The organism is Paenibacillus sp. FSL H3-0302, from assembly GCF_037982245.1.
In the GTDB taxonomy this organism is placed as follows: Bacteria; Bacillota; Bacilli; order Paenibacillales; family Paenibacillaceae; genus Paenibacillus_AQ; species Paenibacillus_AQ odorifer.
On record NZ_CP150284.1, the window covers coordinates 5,428,340 to 5,450,574 of the forward strand.

17 protein-coding genes are annotated in these 22,235 nt (G+C 44.6%); 5 read left to right on the forward strand and 12 right to left on the reverse strand.

Going from position 1 to position 22,235, the window contains the following annotated elements; genetic code table 11:
* Positions 1–80 precede the first annotated feature (80 nt).
* The gene (locus tag MHH50_RS24220) at positions 81–533 is read right to left on the reverse strand and encodes a MarR family transcriptional regulator (RefSeq protein WP_076105880.1); all 453 of its coding nucleotides are present in this window, start codon (positions 531–533) and stop codon (positions 81–83) included.
* Between the two features lie 128 nt (positions 534–661).
* Between MHH50_RS24220 and MHH50_RS24225 the strand changes: the two genes are divergently transcribed.
* From MHH50_RS24225 to MHH50_RS24235, 3 genes are all read left to right on the forward strand, one after another.
* Positions 662–1,108: a GNAT family N-acetyltransferase gene (locus tag MHH50_RS24225; protein WP_076129675.1), complete on the forward strand. Its 447-nt coding sequence runs from the start codon at positions 662–664 to the stop codon at positions 1,106–1,108.
* Positions 1,105–1,722 (forward strand): hypothetical protein, encoded by a 618-nt coding sequence (locus MHH50_RS24230; protein ID WP_076179369.1) that lies wholly within the window; start codon positions 1,105–1,107, stop codon positions 1,720–1,722. Before MHH50_RS24225 ends, MHH50_RS24230 begins: the two co-directional genes overlap by 4 nt.
* A gap of 68 nt (positions 1,723–1,790) precedes the next feature.
* Complete coding sequence (locus MHH50_RS24235) at positions 1,791–2,246, forward strand: GNAT family N-acetyltransferase (protein ID WP_036677596.1); 456 nt, start codon at positions 1,791–1,793, stop codon at positions 2,244–2,246.
* 202 nt (positions 2,247–2,448) lie between these two features.
* Here MHH50_RS24235 and MHH50_RS24240 read toward each other — a convergent pair whose 3' ends face one another.
* Positions 2,449–2,868, reverse strand: a complete 420-nt coding sequence (locus MHH50_RS24240) for an Rrf2 family transcriptional regulator (protein WP_036677599.1) — start codon at positions 2,866–2,868, stop codon at positions 2,449–2,451.
* 294 nt (positions 2,869–3,162) lie between these two features.
* Between MHH50_RS24240 and mnmA the strand changes: the two genes are divergently transcribed.
* Positions 3,163–4,284 (forward strand): tRNA 2-thiouridine(34) synthase MnmA, encoded by a 1,122-nt coding sequence (gene mnmA / locus MHH50_RS24245; protein ID WP_076129704.1) that lies wholly within the window; start codon positions 3,163–3,165, stop codon positions 4,282–4,284.
* A gap of 368 nt (positions 4,285–4,652) precedes the next feature.
* On the opposite strand, the gene MHH50_RS24250 is transcribed toward mnmA, so the two are convergent.
* From MHH50_RS24250 to MHH50_RS24295, 10 genes are all read right to left on the reverse strand, one after another.
* Positions 4,653–7,637 carry a glycoside hydrolase family 48 protein gene (locus MHH50_RS24250; RefSeq protein WP_081390569.1) on the reverse strand — a complete coding sequence of 995 codons (2,985 nt, stop codon included), beginning with the start codon at positions 7,635–7,637 and terminating at the stop codon, positions 4,653–4,655.
* 32 nt (positions 7,638–7,669) lie between these two features.
* Positions 7,670–10,402 carry a glycoside hydrolase family 9 protein gene (locus MHH50_RS24255; protein WP_076310163.1) on the reverse strand — a complete coding sequence of 911 codons (2,733 nt, stop codon included), beginning with the start codon at positions 10,400–10,402 and terminating at the stop codon, positions 7,670–7,672.
* 292 nt (positions 10,403–10,694) lie between these two features.
* Complete coding sequence (locus MHH50_RS24260; RefSeq protein ID WP_076218485.1) at positions 10,695–12,542, reverse strand: oligopeptide ABC transporter substrate-binding protein; 1,848 nt, start codon at positions 12,540–12,542, stop codon at positions 10,695–10,697.
* A 19-nt stretch (positions 12,543–12,561) separates the two neighbouring features.
* Positions 12,562–13,467 carry an ABC transporter permease gene (locus tag MHH50_RS24265; RefSeq protein ID WP_076129671.1) on the reverse strand — a complete coding sequence of 302 codons (906 nt, stop codon included), beginning with the start codon at positions 13,465–13,467 and terminating at the stop codon, positions 12,562–12,564.
* A 27-nt stretch (positions 13,468–13,494) separates the two neighbouring features.
* The gene (opp4B, locus tag MHH50_RS24270) at positions 13,495–14,457 is read right to left on the reverse strand and encodes an oligopeptide ABC transporter permease (RefSeq protein WP_036677612.1); all 963 of its coding nucleotides are present in this window, start codon (positions 14,455–14,457) and stop codon (positions 13,495–13,497) included.
* Between the two features lie 4 nt (positions 14,458–14,461).
* A complete protein-coding gene (locus MHH50_RS24275; protein WP_036677615.1) occupies positions 14,462–15,397 on the reverse strand; it encodes an ATP-binding cassette domain-containing protein in 936 nt (311 codons plus the stop codon).
* Positions 15,384–16,400, reverse strand: coding sequence for an ABC transporter ATP-binding protein (locus MHH50_RS24280; protein ID WP_076129669.1), 1,017 nt, complete (start codon positions 16,398–16,400; stop codon positions 15,384–15,386). Before MHH50_RS24280 ends, MHH50_RS24275 begins: the two co-directional genes overlap by 14 nt.
* A gap of 379 nt (positions 16,401–16,779) precedes the next feature.
* On the reverse strand, positions 16,780–18,084 hold the full coding sequence (locus MHH50_RS24285; RefSeq protein ID WP_076129668.1) for a replication-associated recombination protein A: 1,305 nt from the start codon (positions 18,082–18,084) through the stop codon (positions 16,780–16,782).
* Positions 18,085–18,378: 294 nt separating this feature from the next.
* Positions 18,379–18,660, reverse strand: coding sequence for a CD3324 family protein (locus MHH50_RS24290; RefSeq protein WP_076129667.1), 282 nt, complete (start codon positions 18,658–18,660; stop codon positions 18,379–18,381).
* Between the two features lie 391 nt (positions 18,661–19,051).
* Positions 19,052–21,235, reverse strand: coding sequence for a UvrD-helicase domain-containing protein (locus MHH50_RS24295; protein ID WP_339169399.1), 2,184 nt, complete (start codon positions 21,233–21,235; stop codon positions 19,052–19,054).
* A 225-nt stretch (positions 21,236–21,460) separates the two neighbouring features.
* On the opposite strand from MHH50_RS24295, the gene MHH50_RS24300 reads away from it, so the two are divergent.
* A complete protein-coding gene (locus MHH50_RS24300) occupies positions 21,461–22,231 on the forward strand; it encodes a hypothetical protein (RefSeq protein WP_340033537.1) in 771 nt (256 codons plus the stop codon).
* Positions 22,232–22,235 lie beyond the last annotated feature (4 nt).

The following is a 22,235-nucleotide window of genomic DNA, read 5'->3' on the forward strand; positions in this document are numbered from 1 at the left end:
AAATGCCCTGCCAGTATAATCAATAGCAAGGCATTTTTTCTTGCGATCGTGTTGGGTTAGTTCAATAACAATTTCTGATTTTAGTACTCTCTTTTATTTCCCTTCTTTACGTACTCCCACTCAACCTCAACATTTTTCCTAACTCTTTGCAAAAGTTGAAACAAGACTTCCGTTTCTTTTTCAGATAATCCTGCTAACGCAACCAAGTCGGTATGGTCCCCTTCTCTCTTCAGAAAAGAGTAGGCTTGTTTGCCTTTTTCAGTTGTGAATAACCTTTTTATTTTTTTGTTCGTTTCATCGTCTTTCTTTTCAATAAAACCTTGGATTTCAAGCTTCTGAATCGCACGTGCTGCTGTTGTTCGGTCCACCTTTATCATTTCCGACAGCTTTTCTTGAATAATGCCCGGATTCTCATATATCCGGACCAGATATAAATACTGCCCCTTTGTAAGCTCTAATTCCTTGAACTCTATATTACTTATGGAATCTAATGCCCTCGCTATCATTCCAACTTCACGAAGGATCTCTTTCATTCAATCACCTACCAGTTCCAATAATGTTGTATTTACAACAATATTGATTGTATATATACTTATAATTGTCGTTAATTCATTATGACGTTTTTCCTAAAAAAAACAAATACAGAATGGAGTAAGCAAGAATGAATCTTAAAAGAATTACACTAATCGAGGAACTTGAAGCTGCATTTTCAATCAGAAAAAAAGTATTTGTTGAGGAACAAGGCGTTCCCCTTAATGATGAATTTGATGAATTCGATACACTGAATGGAGAATGTGAACATGTCCTGGCCTATTATGATGGGCAACCAGTTGCCACAGGAAGGATCCGCGTTCTTGATGGTATAGGTAAGTTAGAGCGTATTTGCATCCTAGAACCTTATCGTAAATTTGGAATTGGGAAAAAAATTATTTCGGCATTAGAAGAGATCGTGGTGGAAAAGGGACATCAAAAAGTTAAATTGCACGGGCAAACTCAGGCGGAGGGCTTCTATAAAAAACTTGGTTATCGGGCTTCATCTACTGAATTTATGGAGGATGGCATCCCTCATCTTTTAATGACTAAAGATCTTTCTGCTTCAAAAGAATGAAGAAGTTTAGTGTAACTACGTTTTCCATTTTCACTTGCGGGATTTTCATCTTAACCCTAGGCGTTTCACTAACAATAATCTCTGACCTTGGAGCATCACCTTTTGATGCACTTTTAGTGGGTCTATCCAAAAATGTCGGTCTTACAGTAGGCAGTTGGGAAGTGCTGATCGCATGCCTATTGATTGGATGTAATTCATGTTTATCCAAGCAAAGACCGGAATTATTAGGGCTGGTAACTGCATTCATAGCAGGCTTAGGTATTGATATGTGGCTTTTTTTGTTTAACCATCTGATCGAGCCTAATCTGTGGATCAGTAAAATTGCTTTTTATGGTTTAGGCTTAATCGCAATTGGATTAGGTACATCCATTTATTTATACGCAAATTTCGCACCGATTCCAGTGGACCGGCTAACATTAGTACTGCAAACGATAACTAGGCTTAGTATACTATTTACTAGAACAATCATTTATCTTGTTTTCTTATTTGCCGCCATTATTTTCAATGGGCCTATTGGGATTGGCACTCTACTTACCATTTGTTTAGGCGGATTAATTCTTAATTACTTTATGCCACTTACACAGAAAGTCTTGGACCGATTGCTACAACATTAATAGCGAACTCCGCTAAAGAAACTTGATTTATACAACAAACCATAATCTTATCATTGGGAGTGAATAATTTGGAGATTAGAATCGATAACTTAACCGGAACCGAAATCATAGCATTGATCAGTGAACATCTTCAGAGCATGTTTGAGCAATCTCCCCCAGAGAGTGTACATGCGTTAAATTTAGATAAATTAAAAACACCAGAAATCACCTTCTGGAGTGCCTGGGAGCAGGGCGAACTCTTAGGTTGCGGTGCTCTTAAAGACTTGGGTAGCCATCATGGTGAAATCAAATCCATGCGTACTTCTACCAAGCATCTTAGGAAGGGCATTGCATCTAAAATGCTTGCCCATATTATTAAAGAAGCTAAGCAACAAGGCTATCGGCGGCTGAGCTTGGAAACCGGATCCACTGAAGGGTTCGAAGCGGCTAGAAAACTATATGAACAATATGGGTTTGAATACTGTAGTCCATTTGCAGATTACATTGAAGACCCCTATAGTGTTTTTATGACGAAAGAATTATAAGTACTGTAGAGGTGCTAACTTGACTACTAATCAATGGATACCGATTCTCGCAGCGTTCATTGGAGCCTTTTGCTGCTGGATTGCGCTCCTTAATAAACGTAAGAACAAATAGAATCACAGATAATAAAAGATAAAAAAAGACTCCCAAATGGGAGCCTAAAGGTTGATTCATAATACTGTTGAGTTATCTTTCATTGGAGATCTAAATATAAAACATGTAATTGTCAGCCAAACTCTCTTCTTTGTAGTTAATCAAATCATAAAGTGTTGTGGAATCCAGCACATCGGCAATACTGTCGCGAATACGCAACCATAAATCCCGTTTCGCTGCATCGTCCTCTTCCGTGAAGTCTACAGGAGAGATAGGGCCCTCCAGCACACGGATGATATCACCGGCAGTGATAGCATTCGCCTCACGCGACAAAATGTATCCGCCATATGCTCCACGAATACTTTTTACAAGTCCTGCATTGCGCAGAGGAGCAATTAGTTGCTCCAGATAATGCTCGGAAAGACCATTTTTCTCAGCGATACTCTTAAGTGAAGTTGGTCCTTCACCAAATTTCAGTGCAAGCTCCATCATAATTGTTAGTCCGTAACGACCTTTAGTTGATATTTTCAAAGGGGCACCTCTTTCAGTTTAATGTCTGATTATTGTATACTATTGATTCGGCAAGTCATTTGGATTGTCATATCAAGGTATTCCGATAATTACTCTCAGTTTATGTTATCATATCCGAAGTCACAAATGAAATGGAAAACAAAACATTTTACGAGAATGTTCACCCCAGGTGGACATTTTGTTGTTTCCAGTCTCTTATTTCAGAGGTTTAGAGTAGACAGGTATGTTATAATACATTTTGAGCCGGGTGTTCCATGAATGACCGGTATTTTGGGTACAGAAATGGTGATTACGATGACAAAAGCAAAACAAGACACCCGTGTCGTCGTCGGCATGTCCGGAGGGGTCGATTCCTCCGTCACGGCACTTCTGCTCAAGCAGCAGGGCTATGACGTCATCGGCATCTTCATGAAGAACTGGGACGATACCGACGAATTCGGAGTATGTACGGCCGAAAGCGATGCAGAGGATGTTCGCCGCGTATGCGAGCAGATTGATATTCCTTACTATACCGTTAATTTCGAGAAGGAATACTTTGATAAGGTATTTTCTTATTTTCTCGATGAATATAAGGCCGGCCGGACGCCAAATCCTGACGTCATGTGCAACCGCGAGATTAAGTTTGGAGAATTTTTGAACAAAGCTCTTCAACTTGGTGCCGATTATGTCGCAACTGGACATTACGCACGTGTTATAGAAGAAGATGGTGTGTACAAGCTGCTCCGCGGCGTAGACAACAATAAGGATCAAACCTATTTCCTGAATGCACTGGGGCAACATCAACTCTCTAAAACAATGTTCCCTATTGGACATCTGCCGAAACCTGAAGTGCGGAGAATTGCTGAAGAAGCAGGACTTTACACTGCCAAGAAAAAAGATAGCACAGGCGTCTGCTTTATCGGCGAGCGCAACTTCCGCGAATTCCTCAGCCAATATCTCCCGGCACAAGCTGGCGATATGGTTGACATAGTAACTGGAGAGATCAAAGGCCGCCACGACGGACTTATGTATTACACGTTAGGCCAACGCCAAGGCCTTGGTATTGGTGGCTCTGGCAACGGCGAACCGTGGTTTGTAGCTGAAAAAGATCTTAGCCGCAACATTCTTTATGTAGTACAAGGAGACAAGCACCACAGCCTGTACTCCACTAGCCTGATTGCTTCCGGTGTTAACTGGATTGACGGTCAAGCGCTTGGGCAAGAGCCGCTGAAATGCACCGCCAAATTCCGGTATCGCCAGCCAGATCAAGGCGTGACCCTTACAGCGCGTGAAGATGGAACGATTAATGTAGCCTTTGATGTTCCACAAAAAGCGATCACACCTGGTCAAGCTGTTGTCTTCTATCTCGGGGAGCAATGTCTCGGCGGCGGAACGATAGAATACGCGGAGAAGGTTGTTCCTTCAGCACAAGTGTGAATGTAAACCAAAGCTTCTATAAAAGCTTGATCTACAAGTAATCGTAGTAACTCACAATATCTAACTAGCATACCAAAGCACGAAATAGTTGTATTTAATACAGCTATTTCGTGCTTTTTTATTTCTTTTTGGGTTTTAGTTGCACATTGTACAGTTAAACTGAGCTTATATCTCAATAAGTATCCATATACTGATAAATAGTTGTATGAAGTGCAATTAAATTACGTTGGCGCGGCTAGAGCCTATTTTAGTTGTAGGAAATACAATTAAAATGGACATGAAGCCACAATTAGTCGAAGTACAGTCGCTAACCAGCCAATAACAAAAAAAGCCCCAGCCAAATAGCTAGGGCTTCCCTCATTTAGACTTTAAGGCTCAAGTCCCCATGCTAGAGCACCATTCAAGTACAACGGCACATGATTCCATTCCGTGTACGATGTTTTGGTAGGGTCATAAGAGTAGTCTCCAACCTCGTTGTAATTACTCCAGTCCGTTTTGTTGACCCGGATCTGGATATCACCCGTGTTGGCTCCCGGTGCAAGACTGCCTGCACCTGCGCCGAAGGAGATTTCTAAATAATAGTCCGCTCCAGTTTTGGCAGGGTCTACCTTCACGAATGTTCCCTGTATATTACTTCCACCGATGTTAGCATAGTCAACATTAAATTGTTGAGGTTTATCGCCATCAATCGTGTAATAATACCGCAGCTTTACATCGCTAAGCGCTACAGCCGTATCCCCATTGTTAACAATTTGCAGCTGCGGGCGGAACTGATTATCTCCCGGATTGGTATCACTTGTCCGGTACTTCACCACCAAATCTCCTTGTGCCGGAATCGGTACATCCATAGGCTTGGCGTGAACCTCAGGCGAATTCGGGCTCTCTCCAACCACGTTGGAAGCACTAACTACATAGTAATAATCCGTACCGTTAACCACGGAAGTGTCACTGTAAGTAGCTTGAGTGACAACAGCCACATCGCTGTAAGGGCCACCAGTTGTTGCAGCTCTTTTCACAGTATAGCTTGTAGCTCCAGTTACGTTGTTCCAACTAAGATCTACAACTTGGTTACCAGCGACCGTACTTGGTTTGGAAGGTGCTTTTGGAGCTACTGGCTCAGTAGGCACGCTGCTGTTGATCAATCGATCGTATTCTGCATAAGCAGTTGCCATATCTACTTGCGACCAGAAGCGATGGTAGGTAAATTCAGGGGCTCCATTGTCCCATGTTTTAGTCACTTTATTAAAAGAAGTATTGTATTTGTCCAGCAGATATTGCCACTTAGAGTCATTTACGATATTTGGACGGATATCGGTGTAGCTTGCATATACCCCATTTCCGCCTTTAGCAGGATCGGAAGGCACTGTTGATGTACCAGGGATTGTATTTCCTTGGCCGAATGTACCTGTCCAGCCGCTTGGGAAATAGACTTCTTTAGTGAAATAGCGAGAATAATCTGCACGGCTTTCGGTAGTTGCAATACCAATTCCATCGTTATAACCCCATGCCGTGTCTAACAAAGATTTAGCCAGTACCTGAGCTTCTCCTCCCAGAGTACTGTAGCTGCCATGTTCAGCTTTGGTGCCAGCCGCATAGAAGGTAAGTGCCTTAATATAGCTGCCCAGTACACCTGTATCTTGGCTTGGACTCTTAGTTACGGCTTTCAGGTTACTGTTTGCGGCAGAACCACTGAAGCCATTCCAAGTATTAGGTTGTCCTGTCCATTCCACATTACCTGGAATCCAGAATTCTCCTGGTGCAGAGACTGTAGCCACTTGCGGATTGGCGCCTCCAAGAATTCGATTTCCTTGGCTGTTCAGATAGTAACCTTCAGCATCCGTAACTGGACGTTTGTTGGCAAAGGCATAATCTTTAGACCAATCTACCCAATTTTCTATAACTTGTTTTGCCATTTGGAAGTTTTCAGATGTAGTGTCTCCGTTAGAAGCGAGGATATAGTACAGCTCTGCTACCCGCTCCACACTCCATGCCTGCATTCCGAACCAGTTATTGGATGGAGGATCGTGGTAGACTGGAGCTTCGTCATAGGCCATGCCATAAAAAGTACTGGTTCCAGCTGGATAAGCCTTGTAGGCGCCTTGATAACTATTGGTCGCTCCACCGGCAATTGCCCCTTCAGAGGACTGCAGCCAAGTATAAAATTCCAATTGACGTTTCAGAGAATTTTCCCAATCCTGCCCAGCTGTAGCTGATGACGGAATCAGACCACCATCCGAATCAGAAAGTGCGTAGGCAGCCACGACATTCTGATACCCTTGGTGGGCATGGCTCGCACCGATTCTCCAAGCCCAGTTTCCTGTTGCTCCAAGTCCACCGCCCCATGCGGTATACCAAGCCAGAAGATATTGATTAGAGTCTTTGCCAGTCCCGGCATCAGGGGTGCCGTCAGTAGCAGCACTTCCTACTTTTTGGAAGTATTTATCATACATACCGTAACGCAGGAAATCGCCCATTTTCTTAGCTTTATTCAAATACACTGTATTGTTGTAGCCGAGCTCTTTAGCCCAGTACATTGCTTGTACTGCCCGTGCATCGGCATCTGTAGCATTCGTGTAACGCCATTGAGCGGAAGGCACGTTAGCTTCTTTTGTGAACAGACTCATGAAGCCTTCGTTTGCTTTTCCGAACGTTTTGTCATCTTGAGAAGGGTGAGGGACCGCCTCCCAAACGGACTCTTGTTCACCCCGTTGGAATGTATTTACATAAGCGGCTGTATGCGTAGGATTCAGCAAGTTGCCGAAGCCGTACCAGTTGTCCACGTCTACCAGCCAGTGCATCAAGTAGGTCTGGTTGTTGCCATACGTCGCCTTCAATTCAGCATCTAGCGGATCTTTACCTGCTGTATACTGGCCACCTAGCTGACTTGGATACTGATCCGGCTGAGCATGCTCCGCTGCATACGTAGCCGGGCTGTTCGGATTGTAATAACTCATGGTTGGCTGCTCTTCCTTGCCATCACCTTCGTTAATAGGGATGATATACTTCTCCATGTTGTCCCAAGCGGATTCCAGCTTAGTCCAGTCCCCTGTGTGATAACCATAGAGTACCTCAAGCCACATCCAATAACTGTAAGCTTCTGAGGTCGTCATATGTCCGTAATCAGGGGCTTCACTCATCAAGGTCTCTACCGCATGATAAGGTACTCCTTCGGCAGAGAAATAACCATTTGCGGGGTCTTTTAGCTGCGCATATAATTGCAGAAATCGCGTCTGCTCCGTAGTTGAAGCGTGAGCAGTCTGAGGTCTAAAATTAAATAGACCGGTCATGAGTGAGAGAAACAGGACTGCGGCCATTATTACAGAAACAGGCTTCTTTATTAAGCTCAATTTCATCATCTTAGGCAAGCTCCCTCTCTTGGATATATTTATGGTTCTAAGCCCCATACAAGTGTTTCACCTTGATAAAGTGTAACCTTATTCCAATCGGCAAATGTCTGCTGAACCGCGCTGTAGGAATAATCATCCGTTTCATTATAAGCCGTCCAGTCCGTCTTATTGGTGCGAGCCTGAATCTCGCCGCTATCTCCACCAGGCGCTATACTTCCAGCCCCTGCACCAAAAGAAATCTCCAGATAATAATCCGCGCCCGTACTGGCGGGATTCAGCTTAACAAAACTGCCGCTTAAATTACCACTGCCCACTACAGCATAATCACAATGAAACTGTTGTGGTTTATCCCCATCCACAGTGAAATAATAACGCAGCTTCAAGCCGCTAAGTGCCACAGACTCGGTTCCTGTATTCATAATTCGGAACTGAGGGCGCAGCTGTCCATCACTGGCATTCGTATCATTCGTACGATATTGCACCTTCAAATTTCCCGTTGCGGGCTGTGTCGGTTCTTGGGGTTTAGCACTAACCTGTATAGATGGCAAGCTCTCCCCTACACTATTCGTGGCAGTGATCACATAATAATAAGTGGTTCCGTTCACCCGTCCACTATCCATGTAATCCGTTCCCGTGACATTCTCAAGCACCGTATACGGGCCTCCACTCACTTCACTGCGTTTAACGGTATATTCACTGACCCCGCTAATCGCATTCCAATTCAAATGGACCGTTCCATTACCTGCTACAGCCTGAACATTAGTCGGACGTGCAGGGACTTGAGGTTCTCCAGGTTGTCCGCCACCCGCTGGAAGTTCTCCATACATGTGTACACCTGCATCAAACACCGGAATGTTCGCTGTTTTTACAGGAGTTACTCCTTGAGCTGCCACCCCTTGGAATGAAAAATCATTAGCATTATTCCAGAAGTTAGTGTTCAGCGGAGCTGCAATTCGGAATTGAATCTCCTTACGATGAGCAGATTGTCCACCCGGATAAATCAAAGTACCTGTAAAATCAACCTTAGTATAGTAGATATGGTTGGCTGCATCGTAAGGCTGAAGTGCAGACACCGTTCCACCCTGATTGTAGCCTCCCGCTGTAACCGTAATATCCTCAGGACCATAACCAGCCGCTATCGCTTCACTAAGATCCACATAATAGTTAAAAGACATCTCTTTACTGGCCCTTGCCGGCCAACCCGTACGGTTATTCAGCAATGCTCGAATCTCTACGAAATTGCTGCCACTAGCATTCACAGAGGCTTCGACAAACATCTCATCTTCACGTGTCTCTGCAGGTGGAAATTGTGCAAGCGGCTGTTGCCCTTGTCCATGCAGCAGCACCATTTTTGCAATAGCTCCTGTAAAAGCTGCATTGTAATCGGTTGCAACTTCATTCGAGACATAATCGTTAATGGAGTCGGTGTAGCTGTCTGTTTTGGACGGGCCTCCAACTAGCGCTCCGTACAAGACATGGCGATGATTTACCGGAACGCTCTGACTATCATTCCATGATCCATGTGAGGTTCGATGATGGGGATGCTGAGGAGAATTGTTACCAAAACCGATAACATAACTGCTGTTTCGTGGATTGTCACCAAGCATATACGTAATTTGTCTCTCCGCGAAAGAGCGCGCCGTATCTTTCTTCACCGGATCGCTCACCCAGTCTGAGTAAACGAAGGCCATAAAAGCCTGATTGGCTGCATAACGCAATGCGCCCCATTGATCGAGATGGGCTAGTCCGCCAGGTGTATAGGCAACACGGTCACTTGTTCCACCCACTCCAGTCGTCCAATACTGCATATTCCGTTCAGTGGATTGAATGAACTTGGTCTGCCCGGTGATTCGTGCCAACAGTAATTGAGCGCCATAATGCTTGTCGTCCCAAGACTGTGTCCACTGATACCCCCAGTTTCCAGCCTGATTCGTTCCCCATTGATCGCTTGCTGCAATAGCCTTATTGAGATACTGCTGATCGTTAGTCGCCAAATACAACCAGACAGCCCCCCAGCTCAATTCATCCGCGTAACCGCTCCAAGAATTATAATATTGTTTGACGTCGGTAATGCTGTCGGAATAGGAGCCGCGATAAGTGTCTGCAAAATTGTAAAGCTGTTTAGCATGCAGCAGCAGCTTGTCCGCGTATACGGCATCCGTATCCCTGAAAATAATGGATGCTGAAGCTAACGCTGCAGCTGTTTCTGCGGCAAGATCTGATCCGGGATGAGTGGCATCAATTTTGTAGGAAGGTCTCTGCATCTGCATGACTTCTGCGGGTCCCCACCAATTATGATCGGTTGTTCCGTTACCAACTTGTCCCCACAGCTCGTTAGGAGCGGTATGAGCTTTCACAAAATAATCGGTTGCCCAGCGAATATTGTCTAAAATTTCCTCCAGCTGCCCAGACCCCTCATATCCTTGCTTGTACTCATAAACCGACCACGCCAGCATCGTTGTAGAATAAGCCATAGGCAAACCGAATTTAACGTGATCACCGGCATCGTACCAACCACCAGTCAGATCATGTCCCACATCCGCCCCGTCCAAAAGACCGGAATCGCCCCGCCATTCCACCCGATTGTTATCTGGCAATTCACCAGACCGCTGGGTTTCGTAGAAATAAATAGATTTTTGTAGAACCTCCGCATAGTTGTAGTCTCCGGCCGCTGCCTCTGCTATCGCCGGTTGAAATGCAGCATTTGAACAAAATGTAAGCGTAAACAACAAACTGAACACCAGTCCTTGTTTCCTATACCTCTTGATCATTTCTACTGCCCCTCTCTTCAGTGAATGCCACAAGAAAGATTACACCTCAGTCCCGTAACACCTCCCTCACTTGAATCAGGTACCTGTCATTGCGATCATCCACTCACCTCACTCTAAGAGCTATATTTAAGCGAAAGTTTCGCTCTCACCCAAAATATACCATATCTTTCATTAAAACACTATATTTTTACAGTAAATAATGCACAAAATATAGGAATAATTGTTAATTTAACGGAAAATAAAAAACAGCAGCTCAGGATTTCTCCTTGAACTGCTGTTCATTAATCCCCTCTTACTGAGCCACCGCAGCTTTATCTGCAGAAACCGCAATGTCGTTATAATAGAGTCCGGTTCCATCACCAATTGCAAAGTTTAGAACACGGTTATTAACCGGCACAATCACAGCACGATAAAGTGTTGGGAATACTGGAATCTCATCAACCATAAATTGTTGCCACTCTTTATAGATTTCTTTACGTTTGTCTACATCAAATGCAGCCTCAGAGATCCCTTCGGCGAGCAAACGATCGTTCTCTGCACTGGAGTAACGTGGGAAGTTATAGATTGCATCTTTACCGTACAGGCCTGATGGGTCAACGTCAATCCCTACCCCCCAAGCACCTTGGTACACATCAACAGTAGGATCATCCTCACCATTTTGACCTATGCGATCATAGAAGGTATTAAACTCTACCATTTCCAAAGTTACATTCAGACCAATCGCTTTCCAGGATTGTACATAATATTGAGCCAGCGGCTCAGCAATGTCTCCACCAGTCATCGAAATGAAATTAATCTTCAGCTCGCTGCCATCTGGATTCGTTCTAAATTCACCGTTTAATTTGTAACCAGCGTCATCCAGGATCTTTTTAGCTGCTTCTGGATCAAAAGCTACGCCCGGATTGGTAGTATCATGGAATTCTGGATGGGACGGTGGAATCAAGGTAGTCGCATTCCAACGCAGACCATTATAGAACTTTTTACCAACAGTATCATTGTCAACCGCAGCCCACATTGCTTTACGAAGATTCACATCCGCCATTTTAGCTTTAGGATCGGTAACAACCTCTTTTTTCGTTGCATCCCATTTGCCAAGCTTAAATCCAATATACGTATACGCACGGTCAACCGCCCCGAGATACTCAACATTTGATAGCTTCGCATTATCTGGGAATTGATCAATAGGGAAGGAATCCACCAAGTCAACTCCACCAGATTTCAGTTCTTGTACAATCGTTGTTGGGTTGATAACCTTCAAAATTACTTTATCCAGTTTAGGGGCTCCACGCCAGTAATCTTCATTCTTAACAAATACTACAGACTCACCAGGAACGATACTCTCTACTTTAAAAGCTCCGAAGCCAATTGGCTTTTGGCGGACTTCAGGGGAAGAGGAGATTTTGGCAACATCCATGCCGCCAAAGATATGTTTGGCTAATGGATAAATCCATACGCTACCCGTTAACAAGGAAGGTGTAGATTGCTTATAAGTAATTTGCAGTTTCTTATCACCCAGCACTTTAATCCCGGATATGGTCTTGGCCTTACCGGAATGGTACTCATCCATGCCTTCAATATTAGTGAAGTCAGAACCGTAACGAGGACCATCATAAGCAGGATTACCAATAACTTCATGGGCGAACAACCAGTCTTCAGCCGTTACTGGCTTACCATCCTGCCAGTTTACATTGTCGCGAATCGTAAAGGTAAAGGTACGTCCATCTTCTGCAACTTCATAAGTAGCCGCACCATCATTAGTATAAACATAGTCTTTATCCCAAGTTAACAAACCTTCATCAAACCAGTTCAGAACTTGAGCATCTGGATCTCCAGAATAGAAGTTCCAGTTCAAAGTGCCTTCAAATGGACTATCGGAAACAAGTCCAAATGTAATTGTCCCTCCGTCAATAGCTTCACCTTGGTTAGTCTTAACGTTACTGAAATCTTTAATGTTATAAAGTCCGTCTTCTGCCTCAGGCGCGGCCGTTGCTTCTGCGGTTGCCGCAGGTGCGCTGGCGTTAGGAGCTGCTGTTGATTCAGCCGCTTCGTTGTTGTTCTTGGAGCCGCAAGCCGCAAGAGCGAACAACATTACAAACATTAATGAAACTAGTAAAGCTTTTGAACGAATGGCTTTTCTCATTTAATCATTTCCTCCCTTATTATCCTTTTCTTTGTCTTGCGTCGGTCGCACGTTTTAGCGCTTGACCCACATTATTTATACTCAACATCAATACCAGGATCAGCAATGATGCGGGTAACCAGATCCACCATCTGAACTCAAGAGTCTGCGGATTTCTCGCATAGCTTACTAGAGTACCCAGACTGGGTGTACTTTCTGGAAAACCAAAACCTAGAAAGGATAGGCCTGATTCCAATCCAATATTAGCTGCCAGATTCAAGGTCATTGTTACGATAATGATTGAGCTTAAGTTCGGCAGAACTTGCGTAAACATAATTTTTAGATTGGAGGAGCCTAGGGTCTTAGATGCCTGAACATAATCCAATTCCTTCTCTTGTAATGTCTTGGAACGAATGAGCCTGGCAATCCCCATCCAAAGAAATGCTGTCATGATAAAGGAGAAGGTCAACGTATTGTATTTAGGAACTGCGCTGACAAAAGCTATAACAATCATTAGAAAAGGTAGAATCATGAAGAAATCTACAATACGCATCGCGACATTATCTACCGTTCCCCCAAAGTAACCTGAGACTAAACCTACCAGAATACCGATAATTCCCGTAAAAAATGTAACCATAAAGGCAATAGACATGGAATTTCGTGTTCCTATAATTAATTGACCGAATACATCCCGTCCTCCATAATCAGTCCCCAGCCAATGCACAGCCGAAGGCTTCTCATATAGGGCGAACAAGTCAACCGTGACAATTTCTTTCTGATCTAAAAATAAGGAGATCCCATATACAGCAGCAATAATCGTAAATAGGAAAATCAACGAGACCAGTGCCAGCTTATCCCGCACCATCTCCCGCCAAACAATTTTGAAGCCCGATGGACTTTTATCAGTTTCCTGCAGCAGAGCTATCTCTGCGCTCGTCTTTGCCATTTCATTCACCCCAAAGTGTTCATCTTCTTATTTAATCCGGATACGAGGATCTACGATACTTAAAATAATGTCTGATAACAACGCACCGACGATGGAAGCAACCCCATACAGAAGAACGAGGGCTGTTACCACGCTGAAATCCCGAATCGTTATCGAACTTAGAAACAGCAAACCCATTCCTGGATAGCTGAAGATCGTTTCAACGAACACCGTACCACCGATTAACCCAGTGATCTCATATCCAAAAAATGCAGCGATCGGCAGCAAGGAGTTTCTCAAAATATGACGATTGTATACGCGTGACTCCGAAGCCCCTTTAGCTCTAGCAGTGAGAATGAAATCTTTTTGCTTCGTATCAATGATCTCATTTCTCAGATATTGGACGGTCCCAACCGTTGCAATTAGCGCCATAGATAACGCAGGCAGAAGCAGATGGTAGAATTTACTCCAGAAGTGACTTAGTGTACCTGGAACTTCCCCGGGACTGACACTGCCGCTGGTAGGAAACCAATGAAAATGAAATCCGAAAACCCATACCATTAAAAGTGCAAAAATAAACAACGGTGCAGCAAATCCAATATAGGTATAGCCAGTTATCAAGCGATCCAGCCACGAATCGTTATAACGTCCGCTGGTAATACCAAGCGGGATAGCAATAAGGTATGTAAGAATCAGCGTAACAATGGCCAGCCAAAGTGTGTTCATCAGGCGTTGTCCGATTAGTTCTGAGACCGGCATTTTGAAACGGAAGGACTGGCCGAAATCCCCTTGTATCGCTTTAGTGATCCAATCCCAGTACTGGATGTACCATGGATCATTTAGACCGAGCTTTTCTCTCATCGCATCAATGGCCGCCGGATCAATATTCGGATCGAGCATTCCTGAGAGTGCGTCACCAGGCATCGCCTTCGCCATAAGAAAAACAAGAATACTTAATAGAACTACTTGAGGGATCATTATAAGAATTCTACGAACGATAATCTTCCACATATTCTCAACCTTTCTCAGGCAAGGCTACCAGATGAGTCTCGGAAATTGATTTTAATGGATAAGCCATGCCTTCTTCATCAAAATAATTCCGGTGCGCTTGTTCATATTCCTTGCTTACTGATTTTCTGAATTCCGTCTGCTTTTCTCTCTGTTTCGGATCAATATCAGGAATGGCGGCAATGAGTCGTTTGGTATAAATATGCTGAGGATTGTCAAAAATATCTTTAGCAGTCCCTTGCTCCACATGTCGTCCTTTATACATAATCCCTATGTGATCGCACATATGCCTGATGATCCCGAGATCATGACTGATAAATAGAAAAGTAAGATTCAGCTCTTTTTGAATGTCCTGCATGAAGTTAAGCACCTGTGCCTGTACTGAGACATCTAGCGCAGATACCGGCTCGTCAGCAATAATAAGTTTTGGCTTGAGTGCAATTGCTCTGGCAATTCCGATCCGCTGCCGCTGGCCGCCAGAAAATTCATGCGGATATTTCAGGATGTTCTCAGGACTTAAGCCTACTTGTAAAAGCAATTCCTGCACCCGGCGTTTTTCTTCCCCTGGAGACATTTTTTCGAAATTACGCAACGGTTCTGCAATAATATCGAGTACACGCTTCTTAGGATTTAAGGAAGAGTACGGATCCTGAAAGATCATCTGAATGTCTTTGCGGACATTTCTTTGCTTTCGTACACCCCTCAAGGCCAAATCTTGCCCTTCAAAAATCACGCTGCCGCTAGTAATAGAATTAAGACCTATAATCGCGCGACCCGTTGTCGTCTTTCCGGAACCAGATTCACCAACCAGACCATAGGTTTGCCCAGCTTCAATGGTAAAATTAACATTATCGACAGCCTTAACTACGCCAACTTCCCTTCGAAAAACACCGCCGTGGATCGGAAAATGTACTGCTAAATTTTTAACCTCAAGAAGTCCCATTGTGGATTGCCTCCTCGTTAGTATCAGGGAAATGGAAATTGTTATAACAGGTGCAGCGAACGAAATGTCCGGGTGCGACTTCATGCAGCTGTGGGTTCTCCTCATGCTCCGATTCAGGAATCCAAGGCGTCCGTGCCGAGAAACGGCAGCCCTTACGCGGAAGGTTTTGCAGTGGTGGAACAATCCCCTGAATCACATGCAACCTGGATTTTTCTTCTTTTGCCGTTGGAATGGAGTTTAATAAGGATCTCGTATATGGATGTTTCGGATTAGACGTCAACGTAAAAATATCTGCGATTTCGACGATTTGTCCGGCATACATCACCGCAACACGGTCAGCCATTTCGCTTACAACCCCTAAGTCATGAGTGATTAAGATAATGCCCGCTTCCATATCGTTTTTTAATTTTTTAATAAGTTCAAGGATTTGTAATTGGATAGTCACATCTAGTGCTGTGGTAGGCTCGTCGGCGATCAAAAGCTTGGGTCCATTGGCTATCGCAATGGCGATAACCACCCGCTGCCTCATGCCACCGGATAATTCGTGGGGGTACTGCTGATATGTATGCTCGGGACGGGAAATTCCAACCTTGGTCAATAGATCAATGACCTTCTCTTTTCGCTGTTTCTTAGAAAGCTTGGAATCATGTAGGATAAGTACTTCTTCAATCTGTGAACCGATGATCATTAGCGGGTTTAAAGCGGATAAAGGATCTTGAAAAATCATAGACATTTCTTGGCCGCGCAGCTTGTTTAGTGCAGCAGGAGACATAGTAACGATGTCCTGGCCCTTGTATTTGATTTGTCCGTCAATTCTGGCTCTGGTATGCAGCCCCATAATGGAAAAGGCGAGCGCACTTTTTCCTGAACCAGATTCTCCAACGATAGCCAGAATTTCATTTTTGCGAACAGACAGGGTAACATCATCAACCGCAGCATAATAGTCGTCTGCAATTCTGAACGATGTCGACAAATTTTTGATTTCTAGTAGTTCTTCGCCCATATTCATCACCCTAACGACAAGGATTTCAAAATTAACACAATGAAAATATTATGTAAATTTTGATATAAATAGTGTTGATTTTCATGAAACATTTTGAAATAACCAATGTGATGATAATTAACACTGTTAAGAATACTACCAGTAGTTCAATCGGAAATAAAAATGAACATCTCGTAACTTTGTAGTTCATTTTAATTAACTTATGGTAAATTATCAATCTTTTCCTATAAAAAATTTTCAATCGATGTGATTAAAAGTAACGTAGGCTTCAAAAAAACGGCTCTAGGCCGCCTTTTTTTGGGAATTATTTAGTTCGACTGAAAGTTAAAATCTTTGGCTTTCCAGCATGAAATTGGAAGGTATTACAGTCGCTAGCTGCTCACTGCTCCCGCCGAAGCTTTTGATTATGACGAATCTTAATCTCATTGCCTTGCTCAGTAGCTTGATAAAAAACACGCTGAGAAATCTCCTTAGGCAAATACTCTTGCTTCACATAATGCCCCGGAAAATTGTGCGGATATTGATATCCTTCATGCCCTAACGCAGTTGCACCTTTATAGTGCGTATCACGCAGATGCAGCGGTACCTCCGCTGATTTGATCTCATCCATACTTGCCATTGCATTGGAAATAGCCATAACCACAGCATTAGACTTCGGACTTTCCACTGCAAAAAGAATAGCTTGGGCAATGTTCAGCTTCGCCTCTGGCCAACCATTGTTTCGATACGCATCCAGCGCACTCACCGCTTGAACCATAGCTTGGGGATTAGCCAAGCCGATATCCTCACTGCTGGCTGCAATCAGGCGCCGAATAAAAGTCATAGGGTCCATTCCAAGCTTTTCTACCGCATACAGAAACCAAAACAACGCGGCGTCGCTGGAACCGCGAATACTTTTATGAAAAGCGGATAGCACATCATACTGCGTAGATTCATCAGCCTTCACAATGGGGCGCCGAATGGATTCCTCTGCCACCTCCAGCGTGATATGAACACTTCCATCAACTTGTGGTGCGGTAGTCAGGGCTGCCAGCTCCAGTGCATTTAGTGCCCGCCGGATGTCTCCATTAGCCATTGTTGCAATATGCAACAAAGCCTCCTCATCGACCTGAAGCTCCATAAATCCAAGACCTTTCTCTTTGTCCGCCAAGGCTCTGCGCATTGCGATCAAGCTGTGTTCACTCGTTAATGCCTCCAGCTGAAATAAGGTGGAGCGGCTCATAAGCGCCCCATTAACATAATGGAACGGGTTCTCTGTAGTCGCTCCAATGAAGGTAATAGTCCCTTTTTCTACTGCTGGCAAAAGCGCATCCTGGCGTGAGCTATTAAATCGATGCACCTCGTCCAGGAACAGGATCGTCTTAGTGCCGTACAATGTTTGATTGTTCTGAGCTCGCTCAATAACCTCCCGTACATCCTTCACGGTAGCTTCCACCGCATTCAGACGTACGAACTCTCCTTGCGTGTGATGAGAAATAATATGCGCGAGTGTCGTCTTGCCGCATCCCGGGGGGCCATAGAGCAAAATCGAAGAGACTTGATCCGCCTCAATCGCTCTTCGCAGCAGCTTCCCCCGACCTATGATATGCTCTTGACCAATATATTCATCAAGATTCTCCGGTCTCATCCGGTCCGCAAGCAGCCGTCCGCCCCCGGTGTCCTCTCCGAAAGAAAATAAATCCATAACTCCACTTCCTTGCTATATTCTTGTAAAAGCTCAATGTAAATCCTCTCTATCATACCATATCACAGGGAAGGATTAGGATGCCCTGCCGGGTCAAGGTAACAGTATCAGCATAGACTTATTTTACGCCAAAATAAAAAGAGCATGATCTCGTCTTAGAAAGGCGGGAGCCATGCTCTTTTTTCAAAATATAAGAAAGTATAGGTTTCACGCTACACTTTATCCTTATGATTTCTCGCATAACGCTTACCGTCCTTCTAAGGACACCAGAGGCGTTTATGCTTGAATTGCAAGCTAGCAATTTACTGCCAGCCGCATTTTTGATATGATTTTACGAATGCTTTCTTCCGATAGATGGTACTTCTTCTGAAGTTCCGCTACGGAATCACCGCTTCGATGACAACTGAAAATTTCCTTGTTCCGGTTCGCTATTTCTTTCCTCGAACCGCTGTTCTCGCCCCATCGAACCCGCTCTTCCGTCTTCTTTGGGATGTAGAGCAGTTCACCTTGGATGTATCCCTGAAGCTCTTCGAGTAAGCCAGGGGGGAGCACATCCTTCCCATTTACATAACTCAACTTGCATTTCCTCCTTCAACAGGTGTGTCCCTATGCGTCGGTCAACTAAGTTTTTAGTTATAATCACGTCACCTGCCTCCTTTCTTCTCCTCATATTTGGAAAAATCCGTAATTTCATTATATAAAAACCTTTTGGTAGCGTCTACATTCGATTTCATAAATTTCGTTCTTATGGATAAGTGTGGTACTTCTTATGTTAGTAATAAGGAGGCCGTAAGGCCTCCTCGCTTTAAGCAGGTTTCCGTCTTAAACGGAAACCACCTCGTATACTGAAATCATTTCAATCAGCCTCCTTCCAGAAGTGTTCTTGCCCGGCCGGACACTTATTATTAAGCCATACCTATGGGGGAGTTACAAGACCAAGAACAGTTATAACCATTCTCCACCAGTCTTACTCTCCCTCAGAATCGCTTCCAGCCGCCGTTTGCACATAGGAAGGAACTTCCCCATTATGGAGCAGCCACAGCTCATGGAGAGCACGTGTACAGCCGACATACATCAGCTTCGCGTCCCAAGCCGTCGCTCCATAATGGTCTTGATCGGCATCTGCTAAGATCACCGCATCGAACTCCAAACCTTTTGATAAATAGACAGGCAGCACCGATAACCCGCCCTGATATTGCGTCATACTGCCATCAATCAGATGAATATCTTCAAAATGCTGTGCCAGCTCCGCATATAGTTCTGCAGCCTCATGAAGATTTCTTGTTAGGACAGCCACCGTACGGTATTCCCTTCCTGACAGAGACTTCAGTGCAGAGGTTATTGTCCGCAAGCGAGCTTGCTCATCAGCCACCAGTTCCCCGGCATCCTCGCCATAGGCGATCATACGCACGGGATCTCCACTACGAAACACAGGAACAGCCAGCAATGAGCTCTCCACACCTGAAGATAGAATTCCATTAGCGAAGTCTATAATTTCCATAGTAGAACGATAGCTGCGTGTCAGCGCGTGATAAGCCGTGTTCTCAGGGGCAAACAACGTCTGCATCTCTTCCCACGCGTGTACGCCTTTATAGGCATGTATGCCCTGCGAGAGATCACCCAGGATCGTAAAGGAATGGCCTCGCACATATAAATCCAGAACGGCAATTTGGAAAGGTGAAAAATCCTGAGCCTCATCGATTACTACATGGTCAAAGCGAGTAACGCCCTCATCACCATTCAAAAGATAATGGATATACAGCAGCGGAGGTAAATCCTCTTCACGTATGATGCCTTTTTTCAGCTCTTTTGCCGTTTCCTTCAACACAGCTGCCGGAATTTCCTCTGGCGGTTCAACCGGCCAATCCTCAGGAAGTTTAGCTGCTCGGAAAATTTGCTTATAGATCGTTAATGGATCATATTTAGGCCATTTGGCACTATAAGCCTTCTCTCGCTGCGCGCCTTTTTTCTTGCGATCCTTCATAGCAGCAGCTGAAGGACTCTTCTTCAGTTCCATCTCAATCCAGCGATGAATCCGCGCCATTACCCGTTCCTTGCGCTTGGCTGGAGGATAGGGAGCATACTCCTCATTATGCCAGCGCAAAATCATAGAACGTCGTAGCACCGCACCCTCCCACGGGCTAAAATCACCCTCAGGTACAGAGCTGCTTTCCAATAGCTTGATACTGGACTCTATGATTCCCATCAGCACCGTGGAACCCTTGAAGCGCCCTGGTGTCTCTTCTGTAATTACCGGCATGCCGCCAGGGGTTTCGAACCAGCGGTTCATCGTCTCTGTCGCATCCTGTTCCGGCAATTCCAGTCCTAGTACATTAGCCGCCCAATCCGGAAATGTACTTTGAGCAATATTACCTACCCCGAGCTCAGGCAATACGTCCGAGATGTAATCCAAAAACATCCGGTTTGGTGCAAAAATGATCATTTTTTCCGCAGAAACCTGATCCTTGTATTGATACAGCAGAAAAGCAAGCCTGTGCAGTGCAACGGTTGTTTTACCGCTTCCTGCCACGCCCTGAATGATTAGCGCTGTATTTTTGGCAGCACGGATAATCTTGTCCTGCTCCTCTTGAATGGTCGATACGATATCCCGTAGACGATTATCCTTGTTCTCCCCAAGTCGATAGACGAGAAACTCATCTGATACAATCGGTGCATCGCTTTCCCGATTGTACGTATCCGCGACCCGCTCCAGAATTTGCTTCCGAATCACCACGTTGCGTTTGAGGTATACCAGCCCCTCTATTAATCCCTCAGGAGCTTCATAGGAGGCTGGCTCGGTACCGCCGGTAAACGAATAAAACAGGCTTGCTACCGGTGCGCGCCAGTCGATGACTAGCGGACGGTCGCTTACCTGCTCGCGGTCTACGCCGATTTTGCCTATATAGAGTGCCTTCCGTTCATTCTCATCATTGCCTTGAAAATCAAGCCGTCCGAAATAAGGCTCCTGCCTAAGCTTGGCAAGATCTTTGCGCTTCTGATCACGGTTCGCTTCCAGCACCTGTTCCGTATAGTCATGTCCCGTGTACACTGGTGTCTGCTGGAGCTTCTCCAGCAAAGTGTCAATTTCAGTAAGCGCTTGATTCAGCCTGTCTTCTTCCTCTTGATAGGCACTTTGAAAGTTGTCTTCCAATTTCAGTTACCTCCTAAAAGTTTATCGAGCTTAAATTTTCATGCTCCTACGCCCATTTCTCACGCAAAAGGATACCCATTGTAGCACAATCAGCACTTAAATACCAAATCTTTCAAATGATTTGACTAAACTTATAAGTTCTCCAACCTAAAGCACTTTGGTGCTCCTTAGCTCGCACAAGCGTCGAATGTTTGGGACAAACCAAAGGCATTTTTGCCTTTGCTTTTGAGCGCTTCCACACATTTCGCTCCGATCAGAGGCATTTTTGCTTTTGATTGCGGCGTCCAGGCACATTTAGCTCGCATCAGAGGCATTTTCGCCTCTGTTTTCAGCGTTCGCACACATTTAGCTCCGATCAAAGGCATTTTTGCCTTTGATTTCGGCATCTACGCGCATTTAGCTCCAATCTACGGTATTTATCCCTTTGATTTCGGCGTCTACGCACATTTAGCCCCAATCAACGGTATTTATCCCTTTGGTTTCGGCGTTCGCACACGTTCGGCTCGAATCAACGGCATTTTTGCCTCTGTTTTCGACGCTTCCACGCATTTGGCTCGAATCAACGGTATTTTTCCCTCTGTTTTCGACGCTTCCACGCATTTAGCTCGAATCAACGGTATTTTTCCCTCTGTTTTCAGCGTTCGCACACATTTAGCTCCGATCAAAGGCATTTTTGCCTTTGATTTCGACGTCCAGGCACATTTAGCTCGCATCAGAGGCATTTTTGCCCTTGTTTTCAGCGTTCGCACGCATTTAGCCCCAATCAACGGTATTTATACCTTTGTTTTCGACGCTTCCACGCATTTGGCTCGAATCAACGGTATTTTTCCCTTTGTTTTCGAGGCTTCCACACATTTAGCCCCATTCAACGGTATTTATCCCTTAGATTTCGTCGTCTACACGCATTTAGCTCCAGTCAACGGTATTTATCCCTTTCTTTTCGACGTCTACGCACATTTGCTCCAATCAGCGGCACAACGGCATTTACCTCTTTGATTTC